Source organism: Micromonospora haikouensis (genome assembly GCF_900091595.1).
Classification (GTDB): Bacteria; Actinomycetota; Actinomycetes; order Mycobacteriales; family Micromonosporaceae; genus Micromonospora; species Micromonospora haikouensis.
In genome coordinates this window covers 45607-64193 of the sequence record NZ_FMCW01000036.1, presented here as the reverse complement: position 1 = coordinate 64193, position 18587 = coordinate 45607, and the positions used below count along the sequence as shown (strand labels likewise).

Genomic DNA, 18587 nt, shown 5'->3' with positions numbered 1-18587 from the left:
AATACGTGATCACGTGGGGTCCTTCGGATAGATCGGTTTCCTTCGCAAGAACCTGTCTATCGGGGGCCCCACGCCCATCCCAGCGCCATCCGGTATGGCTGTTATGCCCGTGTCGTTCGCGCCAACGCGACGAACCTTGCTGAGATCACTTCAGTGCGGAAAAGCTTGTCTCCTATCTCGTCGGTGCCGCGTCGGGCCTGCGCGTATCCGTCTTCCTGCTCGCGATCGTCTTCACCGGAATCGAGTTCGACGACGTCGCCTTCGGGGTGGCGCTCAACATCGAGGATCTCAGCGGCGTCGCGCTCGGCACGGTCTTCGGCACGGCGATCTCGATGATCGGGGTGGTGCTCGCCCTCGCCGCGATCATCTCGCCCACCCGGATCGCCGTCCCCGGCCACTACCTCGCCCTGTTCGCCGCCGCGCCGCTGGTGCTGATCCCCTTCCTCGTGTTCGGGCCCCTCACCCCGCTCTACGGCGTGCTGCTCCTGCTGCTGTTTGCGCTCTTCCTCGGCTACGTGGCGATGCGGGAGCTTCGGCCGGGCCCGCCGGCCACCAGCGGGGCACCCTTCGTCGTGCCGATGCCGTTCGACCGGGCCCGTCCGCTTCCCGGCTGGGCCGCGATCGGGCTGGCCGTCGTCGCGCTGGTCGGCCTCGTCGCCGGCGCGGCCATGACCAGCATCGGCACGGAGGGCCTGCTGGAGGAGTTCCAGATCCCGGGGGCCCTGTTCGGTGCCACCATCGCCACCCTCGTCCTCACCCTCGAGGATGTGCTGCTGACCGTCGAACCGACCCGCCGGGGTGCCGCCGACATCGGCATCGCCAACGTCGTCGGCAGTGTCGTCTTCGGCGTCACCGGGAAGCTCGGCATCATCCTCCTCGCCGGCGGCAGCATCGTCGTCGACGACAGCGTGCTCTCCTGGCACCTCCCGGTGCTCGTCAGCATGACCGTCCTCGCCGCATGCTTCCTCCACACCGGCCGGCTGCGGCGCTGGCACGGATACGTGCTGCTCGCCGCCTACGTCGCGTACTGGGTCGTCAGCTTCGCCGTCTTCGGCGAAGCGCCGGTCGAGGCCGACTGACCGGCGCTGTCGCGCCCACACCCGACAGAAGTGGCACGCGAAGTGTCGGGTGCCCGGCACCGGTGTCGCCGCACGATGGGGGCATGGACGACACGACCCTGGTATCCCGGTTCCTTCGCGACGGCTTCGTGAAGCTGCCGGGCGCCGTCGCACCGCGCGTCGCCGCGGACTGCGCCCGGCTGCTGTGGCGGGAGACGGGCTGCGACCCGGACGACCCGGCCACGTGGACGAAGCCCGTGCACTGGGTGCCCGGCCTGGCGCAGGGGCCGTTCGCCGCCGCACCCAACTCGCCGTTCCTCCACCACGCGTACGACCTGCTCGTCGGGCCGGGACGCTGGGAGCCGCGTTACTCGCTGGGCACGTTCCCGCTGCGTTTCCCGCACCCCGACGAGCCGAACGACGCCGGCTGGCACATCGAGGGCAGCTACCTGCCGGAGGGGGCGAACTGGTACTTCACGAACCTGCGCTCCCATGGCCGGGCGCTGCTGATGCTGTTCCTGTTCAGCGAGGTAGGCGAGGAGGACGCACCGACCCGCATCCGCGTCGGCTCGCACCTCGACGTGCCGAAGGTGCTCGAGAAGTACGGCGAGGACGGGGCGAGCGGGCTGGACATCGCGCCCGACCTGGTGGCCGCCTCCGACCACCGGCCCCTCGCCCTGGCCACCGGCTCCCCGGGCGACGTGTTCCTGTGCCACCCGTTCCTGGTGCACGCGGCGCAACCCCACCACGGGACGAGGCCCCGCTTCCTGGCCCAGCCGCCCCTGATGCCGGCCGCGCCGTACGAGCTGGAGCGGGCCGACGGCGCGTACTCTCCCGTGGAGATCGCGATCCGCCAGGGCCTCGGGTGGGCATAGGCGGCTGACGAAGACGAGGGAGGCGGGACAACGGTGGGTCTGCGGGTGACTGGCCGCAACGCGCGGTTCCAGCAGTGGGAGGCTCTCCTCCGCAACCGGACCAAGCGGCAGCGCCGCGGCGAGTTCCTCGTGCAGGGCGTACGCCCGATCGCCGTGGCCATCGAGCACGGCTGGCAGATCCGGGAGCTGCTCTACGACGCCGACGTCCAGCTGTCCGGCTGGGCACGCGAGACGCTGGACACGGTCCGGGCCGAGAGGTTCGCCGTTTCCGGTGAGCTGATGCACGAGCTGGGCGGTAAGGCGGACGCGGTTCCCGAACTGCTGGCCGTGGTCGCGCTGCCGGAGGACGACCTGTCCCGCATCCCGGCCGGGCCGACCACGCTCACCGTCGTGTTCGACCGGCCCACCAGCCCCGGCAACATCGGCACCCTCATCCGGTCCGCAGACGCCTTCGGTGCGTCCGGCGTGATCGTCACCGGCCACGCCGCCGACGTGTACGACCCGAAGGCGGTGCGGGCGAGCACCGGCTCGCTCTTCGCGCTGCCCGTGGTCCGGGCGTCCGCACCCCAGGCCGTCCTGTCCTGGGTCGCCGGCCTTCGCGCCGACGGCATCGGCGTCGGCGTGGTGGGCACCGACGAGCACGGCCCACTGGAGGCCGCCGAGTACGACTTCACGCAGCCCACACTGCTCCTGATCGGCAACGAGACCACCGGTCTCAGCGCCGGCTGGCGGGCGGCCTGCGACCAGCTCGTCCGGATCCCGATGACCGGGGCCGCCAGCTCCCTGAACGCGGCGGCCGCGGCGACCGTCGTGCTCTACGAGTCGGCACGCCAGCGCAGCGGTGCCGCCCGGCGGTGTCAGACGGTGCCCTGACCGGCCGAGGGTGCGCCGAGCAGCCGCTCGATGAGCCGGGTCTCGCCCGGCCAGGCGGCGAGCAGGACGTCCCGGGGCACCTGCCGGCCGGCGTAGCGCAGGGCGAGCGCCACCACGACGATGTCGTCGAGGGGGCCGATGACGGGCAGGAACTCGGGGATCAGGTCGACGGGGCTGGCCACCCACAGGCCGGCGAGCAGGATGGCGAGCTTCGCCCGGCGGGGCACCCGGGGATCCCGGCGCAGCCGCCGGACCATGGTGACGCAGTCCGGGACGAAGGCGGCGAGGTCCCGCAGCAGGCCGGGCGGGAGCCGGCGCGCGAGCAGGATCAGCAGCGCCCAGGAGGCGACCAGCAGCGCGACCGCGCCGGCCAGGGCGACGGCCCAGTCGCGCAGGGCCAGGTCGTGATCGGGTACGGGGTGCACGACTGGTCAACGTAGTCGCGCTCCCCGGGGACGTGGGCAGGAGGTGCGGGTGTCAGCAGGAGCCCTCGTGCCAGCTGAGCTGCGTCACCGTCACCGGAATATAGAAGATGTTGCCGCCGGGGGGCGTGCAGAGCGTGTAGTGGCTCGTCGACCCGTCCGGCCAGGTGTAGGAGTATTTCATGTCGACGTTGCGGGGCGTGTAGTTGTAGTAGGTCTTCGCCGGGGCGCTGCCGGACCACTCGCCGGCGCTCACCAGGGACGGAGTCTCCACGGGGGCGGGGTTCGGGTGCGCCCAGTTGGGCCAGACGCAGAACGTGCCCTGCGTGCAGTTGCCAGGCGGCCACGCTTCGGACGCCCGGGAAGGTGCCGCCGACGCGGCGGGCGCGGTGGCCAGCAGGCTCGCGGCGGACACGGCGACGGCAAGGGACTTCAGCAGCACGGCATTCCTCCCGAACTTCATTGACTTACGTCAAATTGACGTCGCAAAGTTGAGCGGTCAAGAACTTGGCCATTTCCCTGGTCGAGTAGGCTTCCGACTGTTCTGAAACAGCGGCTACGCCCACTCGTCCACAAGGGATGAACTGCTGACTCACCGGGGCCCTGCGGCCCGGGCCCCTTCGGAGGGCGGGACGTCTGGACCGACCTGTTCGTAGGTCTGCTCAGGCTGCCGTTTCCTGTCGGACGCGCGAGACCGGGGTGTGCTGCGTCAGGTCGGAGTCGTCTACCAGTTCCGCCACGCACGGCTCCAGCATTACCTGTCGGGGGCTGACCGGGCCTGATCCGGGCTCCTGGCCCCTGGCCCCGCGCCCGTACCCGGCCGCCACCTTCGGCCTGACCGAGGACGTCTTGCGTCACTGTGCAGCTGACGCCGACAAGGGCTGCGCATAGGGCAACATTCGAGAACCGGGGTGGTGGCCGGCGGTGTGAAACTCATGGATCTCTTACTCCCGGAAGGCGGAGTCATCATGAGTAACGACACCGTGCTCATACTTTTTCCCATCGCTGTCGGCATCGTCATGCTCGGGCTCGGCCTCACGCTGACCCTCGACGACTTCCGTCGCGTGGTGCGATACCCCAAGGCGATGGTCGTCTGCCTGGTCTCCCAGATGCTGATCCTGCCGGCGATCTGCCTGGGCCTGGTCGTCGCGTTCGACCTGCGACCCGAGCTGGCGGTCGGCATGATGCTGCTCGCCGCCTCGCCGGGCGGCAGCACGGCCAGCCTCTACAGCCACCTGTTCAAGGGCGACCTGGCGCTCAACATCTCGCTGACCGCCGTCAACTCGGTGCTCGCGCTGTTCACCCTGCCGATCATCGTGAACCTGTCGGTGGCGGGCTTCGTCGGCTCGGACAGCTCGATCGGCCTCCAGTTCGACAAGGTGATCCAGGTGTTCGCTCTGGTGCTGATCCCGATCGCGATCGGCATGGCGATCCGCGCGAGGTTCACCGACGCCGCCCTGCGGTTGGAGCGCGCCGTCAAGGTCCTGTCGGTGGTGGTGCTGATCCTGATGATCTCCAGTGTGATCGCCGGCCTCGGCTCGGAGGTGTTCGACATCCTCGGCGAGATCATCCTCGCGGTGGTGGCGTTCAACCTGATCAGCATGGGCCTCGGCTACTTCGGCCCCCGGCTGCTGCGCGTCGGCGAGCGGGAGTCGATCGCCTCGGCCTTCGAGATCGGCCTGCACAACGCCAGCCTGGCCATCACCATCGGGATGAGCCCGACGCTGCTCGACAACTCGACGATGGCGATGCCGTCGGTGACGTACGGCTTCGTCATGTTCTTCACCGCCGCCGTCTTCGGTGTCGTCGTCTCCCGGCGCGTGCGCGCGGGCACCGCCACCGGCGACTTCTCGGCGGCCCCGAGCCGGGTGTGACGCCGCTGCCGCGCCGGATCCGATCCCGGTCGGGTCCGGCGCGGCCGTTCTCGCGCTCGTTGCCCTGGCCGGGGTGGTGATGCGGGCGTGCGCCGGCGGGAGGTCGGGGCGCGCCAGGACGCGGGTCGGCGGCGTTGACGGGTGGCGGCCGGCTGCCGTAACGTCGTATCGACGTGCGTCGATGGATGGTGGGGTCGTCCTGGCCGGACGCCGCATCCATCTGGCGATTCCGGGCAATTCGCCATCCGGGTCGCCGCGTCCGTCAGCAGTCAGGTCCACGGGAAACCACCGGCCCGCCAGCGACTGTGAACGCTAACATCACCCACCCCGCTTGCCCCCACCCCACCCCACCCCACCCGCCCGCCGCCACCCATCTCCACCCATCGCCACGCTCGCCGATCTTGCAGTTTGGGCCCCTCACATGGGCGTTCGGCGCTATTCGTCGGGGCCGCAAGTGCAAGATCGGCGGGCGGGCGGGCGGGCGTGGCGGAGGTGAGGCGGAAGCGGAGAGGGACACCGGGTGGCCGGATCGAAGGAGAGAAGTCATGGGGAATCGAAAGCGGCTGGCCCTGCTGGCCGTCAGCACGGCCGCGACCGTCACCGTCGCGGCCGCCGGGGTGGCCGTGGCGCAGGCGGCGGCGGCCGGGTGCGCCGTACGCTACGCGGTGTCGTCGCAGTGGTCGGGCGGCTTCAACGCCGACGTCACCGTCACCAACCTCGGCGACCCGCTGACCTCCTGGCGGCTCACCTGGACCTACGCCGCAGGCCAGCAGGCGACCCAGGCGTGGAACGCCACCGTGACCCAGAGCGGCGCACAGGTGACCGCGACGAACGTCGCGTACAACGGCGCGGTCGCCACCAACGGCACCGTCGGGTTCGGCTTCACCGGCTCGTGGAGCGGCGCGAATCCGGCGCCCACCAACTTCGCGGTCAACGGGGTGACCTGCAACGGCCCGACGACCCCGACGACCCCGCCGCCCACCACCACTGCGCCGCCCACGACGCCGCCGCCCACCACGCCGCCGCCGATCGGCGACTACCCGCCGTCGGGCCGGCTGTGCAACAGCACCGACGTGATCGACATCGGCAAGTACTGGATCCCCAACAACCAGTGGGGCGCCGGCACCGGCGCGGGCAGCCAGTGCATCTGGACCAGCGGCGGCTCCGGTGACCGCATCTCGTGGGGCACCAGCTACAACTGGAGCGGCCAGGCCGGCACCGTCAAGTCGTTCGCGGCGGCGATCCTCGGCTGGCACTGGGGCTGGCGGCGGCAGAACACCGGGCTGCCCGTGCAGCTGTCCGCCAACCGCAACGTCAACACCAGCTGGCAGTTCACCGTCACGCAGATCGGCACCGTCAACCAGAACGTCGCCTACGACTGCTGGCTGCACCCGATGGCCAACCCGGGCTCCGCCGACCAGCCCTCGGACGAGCTGATGATCTGGCTCTACCGCTCCAACGCGTCCCCCGCCGGCAGCCGCCAGGGCACGGTCACCATCGCCGGCACGACCTGGGAGATCTGGCGCGGCTACGTCGGCACCTGGAACGTCTACTCGTACGTGCGGACCAGCAACACCACCAACGCGAACCTCAACATCCGCGACTTCACCAACGACCTGGTCGCCCGGGGCTGGATGAGCAGCTCCAAGTACCTGACCAGCGTCCAGGCGGGGCCGGAGATCTTCACCGGCAACGGCCAGGTCACCACCAGCACCTACTCGGTGACCATCAACTGACCCCGGACCGTCGGCCCCGTCCGCGCCCCACGGTGTGGCGGGGCCGGCGCGTGTGGCCGACCGGGCGGGGCGGCCGCGCCGCGAGGGGCAACGGGCGCGACCGCCGGGCCAGCCGCCCGGTCAGGGCGACGACGGCGCGTCCGGGGGCGCCGTGCAGGCCGGCGGAAGGTGGAACCAGCGCAGCGCCTCGACGCCCGACGGCAGGCCGGTCGGGCCCTCGTCGAGGCGGTCGTCGCGGCCGGCGATGATCCGCCGCGCCTCGCGCAGGTGTCCGGCCAGGGCCTCCTCGCCGACCCGTTCCCGCCGGCCGACGGCCATCGGGCCGCCGGTCAGCAGGGGGCCCAGGTCGGTCAGGCGCAGCGGCCGCTCCGGGCCGCGGCGGTGCCGCCACAGGCCGCTGCCGACGTCGAACCGGTAGTCGGTCAGCAGCCGGTGCCCGTGCCGGGCGATCAGGTCGACCGCGTCAACGAGATAGTCGGCGACCACGTCGGAGATGAAGTAGTTGGAGGTGATCCGCGCCCAGCCGGGCTTGATCCCCTCGCAGCCGAGGGCGATCTCCTCCCGGAACGCGCGGGAGCGCTCCTCGTCGATCGCCAGCAGGCGGTGCCCGTAGGGCCCCGCGCAGGAGCAGCCCCCGCGCGCCTGGATGCCGAACAGGTCGTTGAGCAGCGCGACGACGAAGTTGTGGTGCAGGTGACGGTCGCCGTGGCGGATCTGCACCGACACGATGGGCAGCCGCCGGGCCCGGGTGCCGCCCAGGACCTCGATCCCCGGGTTCGCCGACCAGCGGCGCAGCGCCCGCGCCCACAGCCGCTCCTCGCGGGCCCGGATGACCTCGGTGCCGACGGCCTGCTTGAGGGCGAACACCAGCCCCGCCCGGATCGACTCGACGATCGCCGGCGTGCCGCCTTCCTCGCGGGCGACCGGGTCGTCGAGGTACCGGTGCCCGACCGGGTCGACGAACGCCACCGTGCCGCCGCCCGGGGTCGTCGGCACCCGGTTGCGGGCCAGGTCCCGGCGCACCACCAGGACGCCGGGCGTCTGTGGGCCGCCGACGAACTTGTGCGGCGACAGGAAGACCGCGTCCTTGCCGTCGGCGGCCCCCGGCGCCGACTCGCCCATCCGGATCGGCACGTACGGGCCGGCGGCGGCGTAGTCCCAGCACGACAGGGCGCCGTGGGCGTGCAGCAGCGCGGCGATCGCATCGGTGTCGGAGAGGATGCCGGTGACGTTGGAGGCGGCGGAGAAGCTGCCGATGCGCAGCGGCCGGTCCGCGTACCGGGCCAGTCGCGCGGCGAGCTCCGCCCGGTCGATGTGCCCGTCGGCGTCCGCGCCGATGACGACCACCTCGGCGTACGTCTCGCGCCACGGCAGCTCGTTGGAGTGGTGCTCGTAGGGGCCCACGAACACCACCGGACGCTGCCCGGGCGGGACGCGGTCGAGCAGGCCGTGGCGGTGGGTCGGCCCGTGCGGCAGCCGCAGTTCGAGCATCCCGATCAGCTTGTCGACCGCCGCCGTGGCCCCCGAACCGCAGAAGACGACGACGTGCTCGTCGGTGCCGCCGACGGCGTCGTGGACGATCCGCCGGGCGTCCTCGCGCAACTGTCCCGTCGCCAGGCCGGTGGCGGAGCTCTCGGTGTGGGTGTTGGCGTAGCGGGGCAGCACCCAGTCCCGGACGGCGTCCTCCACGAAGTCCAGGGCACGCCCCGAGGCGGTGTAGTCGGCGTACGTGATCCGGCGCGGCCCGTAGGGGCCGTCCAGCACCTCGCCCTCACCGACGATCCCGTCCCGGATCCGGGCCAACAGCCGGTCTGCCGTATTTGACGCGCCCAACGTGCCCATGGCGAACTGCCTCCCCGTGGCGGTGTCGGGGCAGGTCGGCGGGCGTCGATGTCCCGAGCGCCGACCCCAGTGTGCCCCACGCGGCCAAGGGACGGCGCGGCGGTCGGCCATCCGCGTGAGCTGGTGCCGGGACCGCTTCCGGTGCGACGATCGCGACCGTCCCTGCGGCCGACACGAGGAGAACACGATGGTCAGCGGTGCCGAGCTGGACGACTGCCGGCGGGTCGCCGAGGAGGCGGCGCGGCTCGGCGGCCGGGAGCTGCTGCGGCGCTTCGGCGACCACGGGCGGGTCGACCACAAGACGGCCTCCACCGACCTGGTGAGCGAGGCGGACCGGGCCAGCGAGGCGCACATCGTCCAGCTGCTGCGCGCCCGCCGGCCCGACGACGGCATCCTCGCCGAGGAGGGCAGCGGCCACACCGGCAGCTCCGGGCTGCGCTGGGTGCTGGACCCCCTCGACGGCACCGTCAACTACATCTCCGGCATGCCGTTCTGGTGCGTGAGCGTGGCCTGCGAGGAGGAGACGCCGGACGGCTGGCGGCCGGTCGTCGGGGTGGTCCTCGACCCGGTGCACGACGAGCTGTTCCACGCCGTCCGGGGCCGGGGCGCGTTCCGCGACGACGTCCCGCTGGCCCGGCCCGCCAGCACCGCGCTCGACGAGGTCATCCTCGCCGCCGGGTACGCCTACGACGTGGCCCACCGCAGGGTGCAGGCGGCCGTGGTCGCCGACCTGGCCGGCGACGTGCGCGGGGTGCGGATGCTCGGCTCCACCGCGCTGGCCCTGGCCTGGATCGCGGCGGGCCGCTGCGACGCGTACGTCGAGGACCGCGCCTTCCGGTGGGACTGGGCGGCCGGTCTGGTGATCGCCGTCGAGGCCGGCGCGGCCGTCGAGGTGAGCGGCAGCCGGGTCCTCGCCGCCCCGCCGGAGCTGATCGACGGGCTGCGCCCCCGGGTCGCCGCGCTGGGCTGACGCCGCCGCGGGCCGGCGTCACGGTGGTGCGCTGATGGTGCGACGGGCCGCCCGGCGAGGGGGTGCGCCGGGCGGCCCGCCACGTGTGGGGAAGGCTCAGGACAGAGCGCGGCGAGGCTGGGGGAGCCGCGCGGGACGGCTCAGACGAACAGGGTGTTCGGGCCCAGGCCGCAGACGACCCGCCCGTACAGCTCGGTGTTGGTGTCGGGGTTGATCAGCCCGTGCAGGCTCATCGCGTTGACGTCCCGGACGATCCGCTGGATCGGCACGTCCCGGTAGATGGAGGTGCCGCCGCTGGCGGAGGCGAAGATGTCCACCGCCTCCTTGGCCAGCCGGGTCGCCCAGCCGTGGTCGGCGCGCACCCGGGCCCGTTCCTCGAGGGTCCACTCGGCGCCGGTGGCCGCCTTGGTGTCGACCAGGTCAGCGGCGTGGTACGCGTGGAACTCGGCCTGCTCGATCTTCATGAGCGCGGTGCCGACCTTCAGGTGGGTGACCGGGGCCTCGCTCTGGTTCTCGTACTCCGTGTAGGTGATCTTCCGACCGGGCAGCCGGTCGAAGAACTCGTCGCGGGCGGACTTGGCCACGCCGACGGCCGCGCCCACGCCCGACGCCGCCGCGTTCAGCGCCGCCGGGGTGCGCCAGACGGGGGAGTCGGCGTTGCCCTGCGACAGGCCCTGCGGGATCATCGCCGCGCTCATCGGGATGATGTGGCTGCTCGGGACGAACAGGTCCCGGGCCACGGTGGTGACGCTGCCGGTGGCGGTCAGGCCGGTGGTGTACCAGTCGTCCACGATCTCCAGGCTGCCGATCGGCACCAGCGCCATGATCGGCTCCGGCTCCGCGTCCGGGCGCACCACGACCACCGCGATCTCCTGCCACTGCGCGTGGTGGGCCCCGCTGATGAAGTGCCAGCTGCCGTTGACGACGAATCCCCCTCCGGTGGGCACGGCCGTGCCGCCGACGCTGTTGGTGCCGCACACCCGGGCGTGGGGGACGGCGAACACCTCGTCCTGGGCCTCGTCGGGGAACAGGCCGGCGAGCCAGGTGGGGATCCACAGCACCGAGGTGACCCAGGCGGTGCTGGCGTCGCCCCGGCCCAGCTCGGTGGCGACCGCCACGAGCGTGCGGGTGTCCACCTCGTACCCGCCGTAGCGGCGGGGCGTGCGGAGCTTGAACAGCCCCGCCTCCTCGATCGCGGCTACCGTCTCGTCGTGCAGCCGACGATTCTCCTCCTGCCACGCCGCGTGCTTGCGGATCAGCGGGACGAGACCCGCCGCCCGCTGGACCAGCTCCTCGTGGGTGGGTGCTTCGGTGGTCGTGGACACGTGTCCTCCTCAACGGGGCGACCGGATCGACCGGGGTCGTGTCGGCCAGGCGCCCTCGACGCTGTCACACTCCGCGCGCCGCAACCTCTTCCGGATTGCCCGGCGTCCATACAGGACGACCGGACGCGGAAGGGCACGAGGGGAGAAGTCGGCATGCGGGGCCCGTGCCAGGCTCGCAGGTGTCGCCCGGCCTTCCCCCGGCCCGGCGGCGACCGTTGAGGGAGGAACGATGGCTTTTCCGCAGATCGTCTCGCGTGAGGAATGGACCACCGCCAGGGAGCAGCTCCTGGAGGAGGAGAAGGCGCTGACCCGCGCCCGCGACCAGCTCAGCGCCGCCCGCCGGGCCATGCCCGTGGTGCCGGTGGAGAAGGAGTACGTGTTCGACTCGCCGTCGGGCCGGGTGACGCTGCTCGACCTGTTCCAGGGCCGCCGCCAGCTCATCGTGCGGCACTTCATGTTCGCCCCGGAGGCGAAGGAGGGCTGCGTCGGCTGCTCGATGCAGGCCGACAACGTCGGCAACCTGTCGCACATGCACGCGCGGGACACCTCGTTCGTGATGATCGCCCGCGCGCCGATCGAGAAGATCGAGCAGTTCAAGGCCCGGATGGGCTGGAGCCACATCCCGTGGGTCTCGTCGTTCGGCAGCGACTTCAACTACGACTTCAACGTCTCGATGGAGAAGGGCGAGCTGCCGGCGGTCAGCTCGTTCATCCGCGACGGCGAGAAGATCTACCACGCCAGCTCGGTGTTCGACCGGGGCGGCGAGGTCTTCATCAACACCTACAACTACCTCGACGTCACCCCGCTGGGGCGGCAGGAGGAGGGGCTGGCCCACCCGTGGGACTGGTGGCGTCACCACGACCGCTACGACTCCGACGAGGCCGTCAACCCGGGTGAGAACTGGTGGACCGGGGTCAACAAGTTCCGGGTGCGCCAGGACGGCGCGCCCGCGCAGCCGGCGGAGGCCGGGACGCAGTGACGCCGGTGTGGTGGGGCGCGGCGGCGCTCCACCCGTCGGGGCGGCCGGTTCCCGGCCGGGCGGCGCAGGCCGTCCCCGGGGAGCCGGCCGCCGCCGTGTGCGCGGGCGGCCCCGAGGGGTGGATTCCCGCGGGTGCGGGCGGCACCGGGTGCGCGGACGACTCAGGGGACGGTGACGCTGTGCCGGGGCGGGGGCACCGGGGCGGGGGCGCGGCGGGGGATGCCGCCGAGCATCCGCAGCGCCGCCGCCGACGGCGAGCCGGCCTCGACCGTGAAGGTGACCAGCATCAGGTCGGGGGTGTCCTCCAGCCGCAGCGTGTGCTGGTTGACCGTCAGCGCCCCGACGACCGGGTGGGCCATGTCGTAGGTCATCGTCTCGCAGGTGCTCACCGGGTGCTCGGCCCACATGCCGGCGAACTCGGGGCTGCGCGACAGCAGCTCCTCGACCAGCCCGACGACCCGGCGGTCGCCCCGGTAGCGCCCCACGGCCATCCGCAGGTAGGCCACCACCGAGCGGGCCTTGCCCGGCCAGTCGGCGTACAGCTCGCGCATGCGCGGGTCGAGGAAGACCGACCTGCTCATGTTGGGCGCCTCGTCGAGGTGCCAGGCGAGCAGGGCGTGGCCCAGCGGGTTCCAGGCGTGCACGTCGGTCGCGGCGCCGAGCACCATCGCCGGCACGTCGGGCATCATCGCGAGCATCTGGTGCAGGGCCGGCGGCGTGGTGTGGGACCGGGTGGCCCGGCCGGTCGTCGCCCGGCCGGGGCGGGCCAGCACGAACAGGTGGGCCCGCTCGTCGCCGTCGAGCTGCAGCGCCCGGGCGACCGCGTCGAGCACCTCGTCGGACACGTTGTGCGCCTGGCCCTGCTCCAGCCGGGTGTAGTAGGAGACGCTGACCCCGGCGAGCTGGGCCAGCTCCTCGCGGCGCAGCCCGGAGACCCGCCGGCGCTCGCCGTAGCGGGTCAGGCCGGCGTCCTGCGGGCGGATGACGCCGCGTCGCGATCGGAGGAACTCGCCCAGCGGATTCATGCGACTCAGTATGACCGACGAGCATGACACTGTCAGTGGTACCCACCGTAGGAGTACCAACGGTTTCCGGCCGGGCGGGCGGAGTCCGCCGGACCCGGCCGGAGCCGGACTAGTGTCCTGATCGGACGGTCAGGCCGTTTCGGTCAGGAAGCGCAGGATGTGGGCGTTGGTGATCTCCGGCTGTTCGGTCAGCGGGACGTGCCGCGAGTCGGGGACCAGCGCGCCGGCCGACCCCTTCGGCAGGGCCTCGACGATCCGGGCCAGCTTCTCCTCGTTCATCGCGAAGGCGACGTCCTGCACGCCGAAGATGTTCAGCGTCGGCTGCGTCGGCAGGGCGCCCCACAGCGCCCCCTGCTCGGCCCCCCACTCGGGGGTGCCGAACGTCGCCGGCGGGAAGTTGGTCCGGTACATGCCCAGGGCGGCGTGCAGGTTCTCCGGCTTGCCCAGGGCGGCCCGGATGTCGGCCAGGTCCTGCGTGACGTCGTAGCCGTCGCGGGAGTACTTGTGCAGCATGAACTCCAGGAAGGCCAGGTCGTTGGCGGCGACCAGCTCGTCGGCGGCGGCCATCTGGAAGAACCAGAAGTGGGCCTGGACGTTGATGCCCCGGGGGTCGAGCAGGTACTCGCCGAAGAACTGGAACGGCGGCACGTCACAGGCGACCAGCCGCGACCAGCGCTCCGGCGCCTGCACCACGGCGGCCCACGCGACGGCGGCCCCGAAGTCGTGCCCGATCAGCACCGCCCGCTCGTCGCCGCCGAGCACCTCGTGCAGCGCGTTGACGTCGGCCACCATGTCGCGGATGTGCTCGCGGCCCGGCGGCGGGACGGAGCTGGGGGCGAAGCCGCGGGTCCACGGCGTCACCACCCGGTAGCCGGCGTCGACCAGCACCGGCACCAGGTGCCGGAACGAGTTGGGGGTGAACGGGAAACCGTGCACCAGCAGGGCCAGGGGGCCCTCGCCGAACTCACGGTATGCGATGTCGACACCGTTGACGGTGACCTGTGATTGACGCATGGGATGCCTCCTCGGCGGGCATGGATTGCACCAAGACTGGCCGAGCCGAACACCCCCCGCTTCTTCCTGCGTGCTGCCTCGTTGTAATGCGCGGACCTGGGAGGGCGAGGGTGGAGTACGCACTGGTGATCTATCACGACGAGGCCGGCGAGCTGAGCCCCGCGGAGATCGACGACCACCCCCGGCACCGGGCCTGGCTCGACGAGGTGCGCCGGCGCGGGGCGTTCGCGGGCGGGCAGCGCCTGCGCCCCGGCCGCGCCGGCCGCACGGTGCGCTCCCGGGCCGGTGCCACGCTGGTCTCCGACGGGCCGTTCGTCGAGGCCCGGGAGCAGGTGGGCGGGTTCGTCCTGCTGCGCTGCGCCGACCTCGACGAGGCGACGGAGCTGGCCGCCCTGCACCCGTTCGCCGAGCTGGGCGTCATCGAGGTGAGGCCGGTCTGGAGCCGGTGACCTTCACGGTCGACGCCGCCGTGGCCGCGGCGTTCCGCCGGGAATACCGCCAGCTCGTCGGCACACTGGTCGCCCTCACCGGGGACCGGGCCCTGGCCGAGGACTGCGTGCAGGACGCGTTCGCCGCCGCGGTGCAGCGCTGGCGCGGCGAGGGAGTGCCACGCCGGCCCGGGGCCTGGCTGACGACCGTGGCACGCAACCGGGCCGTCGACCGGCTGCGGCACGAGAGCATGGCCGCCGCCCGGCTGCGCGAGGCCGCGGTCACCCTGTCGGCGTACGACGACGCCCCGCCGGTGCCGCCGGTGATCCGCGACGCCCAGCTCCGGCTGATCTTCACCTGCTGCCATCCCGCGCTGTCGCTGACGTCGCAGGTCGCGCTGACCCTGCGTACCGTCGTGGGGTTCGGCCCGGACGAGATCGCCCGCGCCCTCCTGGTCACGCCGGGCACCCTCGCGCAGCGGCTGGTGCGGGCCCGGCGTGGCGTCCGCGAGGCCGGCCTGCGCGGCGAGTTGCCGCCGGCCGCCGAGCTGCCCGGCCGGGCCGCGGCGGTGCGCGCGGTGCTGTACCTGCTGTTCACCGAGGGGTACGCCGCCACGGCCGGCGCGGACCTGCTGCGGCGCGGGCTGTGCGCGGAGGCCGTGCGGCTGGCCCGCCTGCTGGCCCGGCTGCTGCCCGACGACCCGGAGACCCTCGGGCTGCTCGCGCTGATGCTGTTGCACGACGCCCGGCGCGACGCCCGCACGGACGCGCACGGCGACCTGGTGCCGCTGGAGCGGCAGGACCGCCGACGGTGGGACCGGGGCCGCATCGCCGAGGGGATGGACCTGCTGGAGCGGGCGCTGCGCCACGGGCGGCCGGGCCCCTACCAGGTGCAGGCGGCGATCGCGGCCTGCCACGCGAGCGCCCCCGACGCCGCGCGCACCGACTGGGCCCAGATCGCCGGGCTCTACGCCGAGCTGGCCGAGCTGACGCCCTCGGCCGTGGTGCTGCTCAACCGGGCGGTGGCGGTCGCGATGGCGCACGGCCCGCTGCGCGGGCTGGAGCTGCTGGAGCAGGTGGAGCGCTCCGGCGAGCTGGCCGGTCACCACCTCGTCCCGGCCGTCCGCGCCGACCTGCTGCGCCGGCTCGGCCGGCGGGACGACGCGGCCGGGGCGTACCGGCGGGCGCTCGGGCTCGCCGGCAACGACGTCGAGCGCCGCTACCTGCGGGACCGCCTGGCGGAGGTGACCGGCACCTCTGCGGATCAAGCCAAATAAATCGGCAGCAAATGTATATTTCCCCGAGGGTCGCCCGTCGGTCTGACGAACCCGGTCCGGCGCCGCCGGACCCGCCCACGACGAGGGGATCAGACATGCTGCTGGAGAACAGGACGGCGATCGTCTACGGCGCCGCGGGCGCGCTGGGCAGCGCGGTGTCGCGCGCCTACGCCCGGGAGGGCGCCACCGTGTACCTGGCCGGCCACCACCTGGACCGGGTCGAGATGCTCGCCAAGGAGATCGCCGCCGACGGCGGCCGGGCGTACGCCCACCAGGTCGACGCGCTCGACCCGGAGGCGGTCGACGCCCACGCGGAGCTGGTCGCCGAGCGGGCCGGGAGCATCGACGTGTCGTTCAACGCCGTCGGCCTGGACCACGTGCAGGGCGTCCCGCTGCGCGAGCTGTCCCTGGACGACTTCCTGCTGCCGATGAACACCTTCGTGCGCACCCAGTTCCTCACCACTGCGGCGGCGGCGCGGCGGATGGTGGAGCAGCGCAGCGGGGCCATCGTGGTGCTGTCGACGTCCGCCGCGCGGGCGCCCATGCCCTCGGGCGGCTTCGGCGTGGCCTGCGCCGGCATCGAGTCGCTGGCCCGGGAACTGGCCGGCGAGGTGGGCCCGTTCGGGGTGCGGGTGGTCTGCCTGCGGCCCGACGCGATCCCGGAGAGCGTGCAGCACGGCTCGTACGTCCGCGAGACGTGGCGGCGCGCGGCCGAGGCCAACGGGGCGACGCTGGAGGACATGCTCGCCGCCAAGCCGGGCATGCCGAACCCGCTGCTGGGCCGGGCGGTGACCCTGGCCGACGTGGCCGGCACCGCCGTGTACCTCGCCTCGGACCTGTCCAGCGGCCTCACCGGCTCGATCACCACCGTCGGATGCGGAGTGCTCGTCGACTGATCGCCCGCCGGCTGCCCGGGGTCGCGGTCCCCGGGCAGCCGGTGCCTCTCGACGGCGGGCGGGAAATAGAGCAAGCTCGAAGAGAGCGCCGTGCGGGTAGCGTGGAACGGGACCGGCACGGCGGGTGCCGAGGGTGCCACTGCCAGTGGTACGCATGGCAGGGGGATAGGTAGCAGGGCCGCGGCTACCTAGGGTTCGTGGTCATGGCGGAGAACCAGAGCACGTCGGAGCAGCTCAGCTCCGCGCAGAAACTTGCCCTATTCGTCCTGCTCGGCGCGCAGTTCATGCTGTCGGTCGACTTTTCCATCCTCAACGTGGCGCTGCCCCGCATGGGGGAGGGCGTCGGCCTCTCGCTGGCCGACCTGCCGTGGGTGGCCAGCGCGTACGCGCTGCCCGCCGCCGGCTTCACGCTCCTGTTCGGCCGGGTCGCCGACCTGTTCGGCCGGCGGCGGCTGTTCCTGACCGGCATCGCGCTGCTCACCGTGGCCTCGCTGCTCGGCGGCTTCGCGACCAACGCGACGATGCTGCTCAGCGCCCGCGTGCTGCAGGGCTTCGCCAACGCGATCGCCATCCCGGCCGCGATGGCGCTGCTGATCACCACCGTCTCCGACGAGCGGGCCCGCGCCCGGGTGCTGGGCCTCAACGGCGCGCTGCTCTCCGGTGGCTTCACCGTCGGCGCCCTGGTCGGCGGCAGCCTGGTCAGCGCCCTGGACTGGCGCTGGGCGTTCTGGATCAACGTGCCGGTGGCGGTCGCCATCATGGTGCTGACCCCGCTGGTGATCAAGGAGAGCGTCCGTCCCGCCGGCATCAAGCTCGACGTGCCGGGCGCCGTCACGGTCACCGCCGGCCTGCTCGCCCTGGTCTACGGCGTGAGCATGCAGAGCTGGATCGGCCTCGTCATCGGCGCGGTGCTCATCGCGGCCTTCTGGTTCGTCGAGCTGAAGGCCAAGGCGCCCCTGGTGTCGCTGACCCTGCTCAACCGGCCGAACATCAAGTGGGGCAACTACGGCGGCATCGTCGCCTTCGTGATGGCCAGCGGCGTCAACTTCGGCCTCACCCTCTACATGCAGGACGTGCTCAAGATGGCCCCGTTCACCACCGGTCTGGTGTTCGGCGGGCCGGGCCTGGTGGCCGTCGTCGCCGGCGTCATCGCCGGCCGCATGATCGGCAGGTACGGCTACCGCAACGTCCTCGCCGTCGGCCTGCTGGCGCAGGGCCTGACCACCGTCCCGCTGCTGCTGACCGGCACGTCGACCACGCCGAGCCTAGCCCTGATCGTGCCGTCGCTGTTCCTGATGTACTTCGGGCACGTCACGGCCGTCGTCGCCTACACGGTGACCGCCACCTCCGGCCTGGACGACTCGCAGCAGGGCCTGGCGACCGGCCTGGCCACCCTGGCCCAGCAGATTGCGGTCACCATCGGCATCCCGATCTTCGGGGCGCTCGTGGCCGCCCGCACGGACGTGCTGGACGGCGTCCACTTCGCCATGCAGGTGCAGATCGTGGTGATCCTGGTGTCCGTGGCGCTGATCTGGATCGGCCTGCGGGACCGGGGCGTCCCGGCCGGGCCGTCGTCGTCCGCCGCCGAGCGGCAGGAGCCGGTGCCCACGGCCGAGGCGCAGCAGCCCGCGCCGGTGCCCGTGCCGCGAAAGGTCAGCGAGAACACGGTCTAGGCGCCCCCAGCGCGCCTGTCGACCGCGGTGTACGGAGCGTCGGTCCCACACCCCCCTGGGCGCTCCGTACACCGCGTGGTCGCGCCTCGGGCCGTCTGCCATCCGGCGGGCGGCCCGCGTCGTGTCGGGCGGCGGCTGTCGGGCGCTGCCTGTCTCAGGCGGCTGCGGTGCCGGCCTGCCGGCAGTGTCGGCCTGAGGGCGCGCGGGGACCCGCCTACAGTGGTCGGCCCCGCCTGCAGCGGTCGGTAGAGGTTGGTCCCGCCGGCGCCTAGGGAGCTGAGTCAGCTACGACATCACCGGCCAGCGTGGTGCCTGCCGGC

At 72.6% G+C, this 18587-nt stretch carries 17 protein-coding genes and 1 pseudogene; 12 read left to right on the top strand and 6 right to left on the bottom strand.

Features of this window, described 5'->3' with window-relative positions; translation table 11 throughout:
• Positions 1-164: 164 nt before the first annotated feature.
• The 4 genes and pseudogenes from GA0070558_RS35060 to GA0070558_RS28365 form a co-directional block, all read left to right on the top strand.
• Positions 165-506 (top strand): annotated as a pseudogene (locus GA0070558_RS35060) (hypothetical protein); the annotation flags it as partial.
• Positions 507-521: 15 nt separating this feature from the next.
• Positions 522-1079 (top strand): sodium:calcium antiporter, encoded by a 558-nt coding sequence (locus GA0070558_RS28375; RefSeq protein WP_369523392.1) that lies wholly within the window; start codon positions 522-524, stop codon positions 1077-1079.
• Positions 1080-1162: 83 nt separating this feature from the next.
• Positions 1163-1933, top strand: a complete 771-nt coding sequence (locus GA0070558_RS28370; RefSeq protein ID WP_091285320.1) for a phytanoyl-CoA dioxygenase family protein — start codon at positions 1163-1165, stop codon at positions 1931-1933.
• A gap of 39 nt (positions 1934-1972) precedes the next feature.
• Positions 1973-2806 (top strand): TrmH family RNA methyltransferase, encoded by an 834-nt coding sequence (locus GA0070558_RS28365; protein ID WP_228986270.1) that lies wholly within the window; start codon positions 1973-1975, stop codon positions 2804-2806.
• Here the strand turns inward: GA0070558_RS28365 and GA0070558_RS28360 are convergent.
• Positions 2791-3201: a YkvA family protein gene (locus GA0070558_RS28360; protein WP_077940230.1), complete on the bottom strand. Its 411-nt coding sequence runs from the start codon at positions 3199-3201 to the stop codon at positions 2791-2793. The genes GA0070558_RS28365 and GA0070558_RS28360 overlap by 16 nt on opposite strands.
• 82 nt (positions 3202-3283) lie before the next feature.
• Positions 3284-3670: a hypothetical protein gene (locus GA0070558_RS28355; protein ID WP_091285316.1), complete on the bottom strand. Its 387-nt coding sequence runs from the start codon at positions 3668-3670 to the stop codon at positions 3284-3286.
• 526 nt (positions 3671-4196) lie between these two features.
• Here GA0070558_RS28355 and GA0070558_RS28350 point away from each other — a divergent pair.
• Together GA0070558_RS28350 and GA0070558_RS28345 are read left to right on the top strand one after the other, a co-directional pair.
• Entirely contained in the window at positions 4197-5102 is a 906-nt protein-coding gene (locus tag GA0070558_RS28350) for a bile acid:sodium symporter family protein (RefSeq protein ID WP_077940222.1), read from the top strand.
• Between the two features lie 545 nt (positions 5103-5647).
• Entirely contained in the window at positions 5648-6838 is a 1191-nt protein-coding gene (locus tag GA0070558_RS28345; RefSeq protein ID WP_091285313.1) for a glycoside hydrolase family 12 protein, read from the top strand.
• 120 nt (positions 6839-6958) lie between these two features.
• On the opposite strand, the gene GA0070558_RS28340 is transcribed toward GA0070558_RS28345, so the two are convergent.
• Positions 6959-8680 (bottom strand): aminotransferase class V-fold PLP-dependent enzyme, encoded by a 1722-nt coding sequence (locus GA0070558_RS28340; protein ID WP_091285311.1) that lies wholly within the window; start codon positions 8678-8680, stop codon positions 6959-6961.
• A 187-nt stretch (positions 8681-8867) separates the two neighbouring features.
• On the opposite strand from GA0070558_RS28340, the gene GA0070558_RS28335 reads away from it, so the two are divergent.
• On the top strand, positions 8868-9650 hold the full coding sequence (locus GA0070558_RS28335; protein WP_176734411.1) for an inositol monophosphatase family protein: 783 nt from the start codon (positions 8868-8870) through the stop codon (positions 9648-9650).
• 140 nt (positions 9651-9790) lie between these two features.
• On the opposite strand, the gene GA0070558_RS28330 is transcribed toward GA0070558_RS28335, so the two are convergent.
• On the bottom strand, positions 9791-10975 hold the full coding sequence (locus GA0070558_RS28330) for an acyl-CoA dehydrogenase family protein (RefSeq protein ID WP_091285305.1): 1185 nt from the start codon (positions 10973-10975) through the stop codon (positions 9791-9793).
• A gap of 229 nt (positions 10976-11204) precedes the next feature.
• Here GA0070558_RS28330 and GA0070558_RS28325 point away from each other — a divergent pair, with 229 nt between their 5' ends.
• Complete coding sequence (locus GA0070558_RS28325) at positions 11205-11954, top strand: DUF899 domain-containing protein (protein ID WP_043969032.1); 750 nt, start codon at positions 11205-11207, stop codon at positions 11952-11954.
• A 161-nt stretch (positions 11955-12115) separates the two neighbouring features.
• Here GA0070558_RS28325 and GA0070558_RS28320 read toward each other — a convergent pair whose 3' ends face one another.
• Together GA0070558_RS28320 and GA0070558_RS28315 are read right to left on the bottom strand one after the other, a co-directional pair.
• A complete protein-coding gene (locus tag GA0070558_RS28320; RefSeq protein ID WP_256092170.1) occupies positions 12116-12979 on the bottom strand; it encodes a helix-turn-helix transcriptional regulator in 864 nt (287 codons plus the stop codon).
• A gap of 129 nt (positions 12980-13108) precedes the next feature.
• Positions 13109-13993 carry an alpha/beta fold hydrolase gene (locus tag GA0070558_RS28315; protein WP_077940234.1) on the bottom strand — a complete coding sequence of 295 codons (885 nt, stop codon included), beginning with the start codon at positions 13991-13993 and terminating at the stop codon, positions 13109-13111.
• Between the two features lie 110 nt (positions 13994-14103).
• On the opposite strand from GA0070558_RS28315, the gene GA0070558_RS28310 reads away from it, so the two are divergent.
• The 4 genes from GA0070558_RS28310 to GA0070558_RS28295 all read left to right on the top strand — a co-directional run bounded on the left by GA0070558_RS28310 (position 14104) and on the right by GA0070558_RS28295 (position 18267).
• Positions 14104-14442, top strand: coding sequence for a YciI family protein (locus GA0070558_RS28310; protein ID WP_091285302.1), 339 nt, complete (start codon positions 14104-14106; stop codon positions 14440-14442).
• On the top strand, positions 14439-15698 hold the full coding sequence (locus tag GA0070558_RS28305; protein ID WP_091285299.1) for an RNA polymerase sigma factor: 1260 nt from the start codon (positions 14439-14441) through the stop codon (positions 15696-15698). Before GA0070558_RS28310 ends, GA0070558_RS28305 begins: the two co-directional genes overlap by 4 nt.
• Before the next feature lie 95 nt (positions 15699-15793).
• On the top strand, positions 15794-16594 hold the full coding sequence (locus tag GA0070558_RS28300; RefSeq protein WP_176734410.1) for an SDR family NAD(P)-dependent oxidoreductase: 801 nt from the start codon (positions 15794-15796) through the stop codon (positions 16592-16594).
• Positions 16595-16797: 203 nt separating this feature from the next.
• Complete coding sequence (locus GA0070558_RS28295) at positions 16798-18267, top strand: MFS transporter (RefSeq protein WP_077940238.1); 1470 nt, start codon at positions 16798-16800, stop codon at positions 18265-18267.
• The last annotated feature ends 320 nt before the right edge of the window (positions 18268-18587 follow it).

Excerpts from the sequence above, each read along its gene's own strand:
- GA0070558_RS28375 (WP_369523392.1), top strand. The coding sequence starts at position 522 with ATGCGGGAGCTTCGGCCGGGCCCGCCGGCCACCAGCGGGGCACCCTTC.
- GA0070558_RS28370 (WP_091285320.1), top strand. The coding sequence starts at position 1,163 with ATGGACGACACGACCCTGGTATCCCGGTTCCTTCGCGACGGCTTCGTG.
- GA0070558_RS28350 (WP_077940222.1), top strand. The coding sequence starts at position 4,197 with ATGAGTAACGACACCGTGCTCATACTTTTTCCCATCGCTGTCGGCATC.
- GA0070558_RS28345 (WP_091285313.1), top strand. The coding sequence starts at position 5,648 with ATGGGGAATCGAAAGCGGCTGGCCCTGCTGGCCGTCAGCACGGCCGCG.
- GA0070558_RS28340 (WP_091285311.1), bottom strand. The coding sequence starts at position 8,680 with ATGGGCACGTTGGGCGCGTCAAATACGGCAGACCGGCTGTTGGCCCGG.
- GA0070558_RS28335 (WP_176734411.1), top strand. The coding sequence starts at position 8,868 with ATGGTCAGCGGTGCCGAGCTGGACGACTGCCGGCGGGTCGCCGAGGAG.
- GA0070558_RS28325 (WP_043969032.1), top strand. The coding sequence starts at position 11,205 with ATGGCTTTTCCGCAGATCGTCTCGCGTGAGGAATGGACCACCGCCAGG.
- GA0070558_RS28320 (WP_256092170.1), bottom strand. The coding sequence starts at position 12,979 with ATGAATCCGCTGGGCGAGTTCCTCCGATCGCGACGCGGCGTCATCCGC.
- GA0070558_RS28315 (WP_077940234.1), bottom strand. The coding sequence starts at position 13,993 with ATGCGTCAATCACAGGTCACCGTCAACGGTGTCGACATCGCATACCGT.
- GA0070558_RS28300 (WP_176734410.1), top strand. The coding sequence starts at position 15,794 with ATGCTGCTGGAGAACAGGACGGCGATCGTCTACGGCGCCGCGGGCGCG.
- GA0070558_RS28295 (WP_077940238.1), top strand. The coding sequence starts at position 16,798 with ATGGCGGAGAACCAGAGCACGTCGGAGCAGCTCAGCTCCGCGCAGAAA.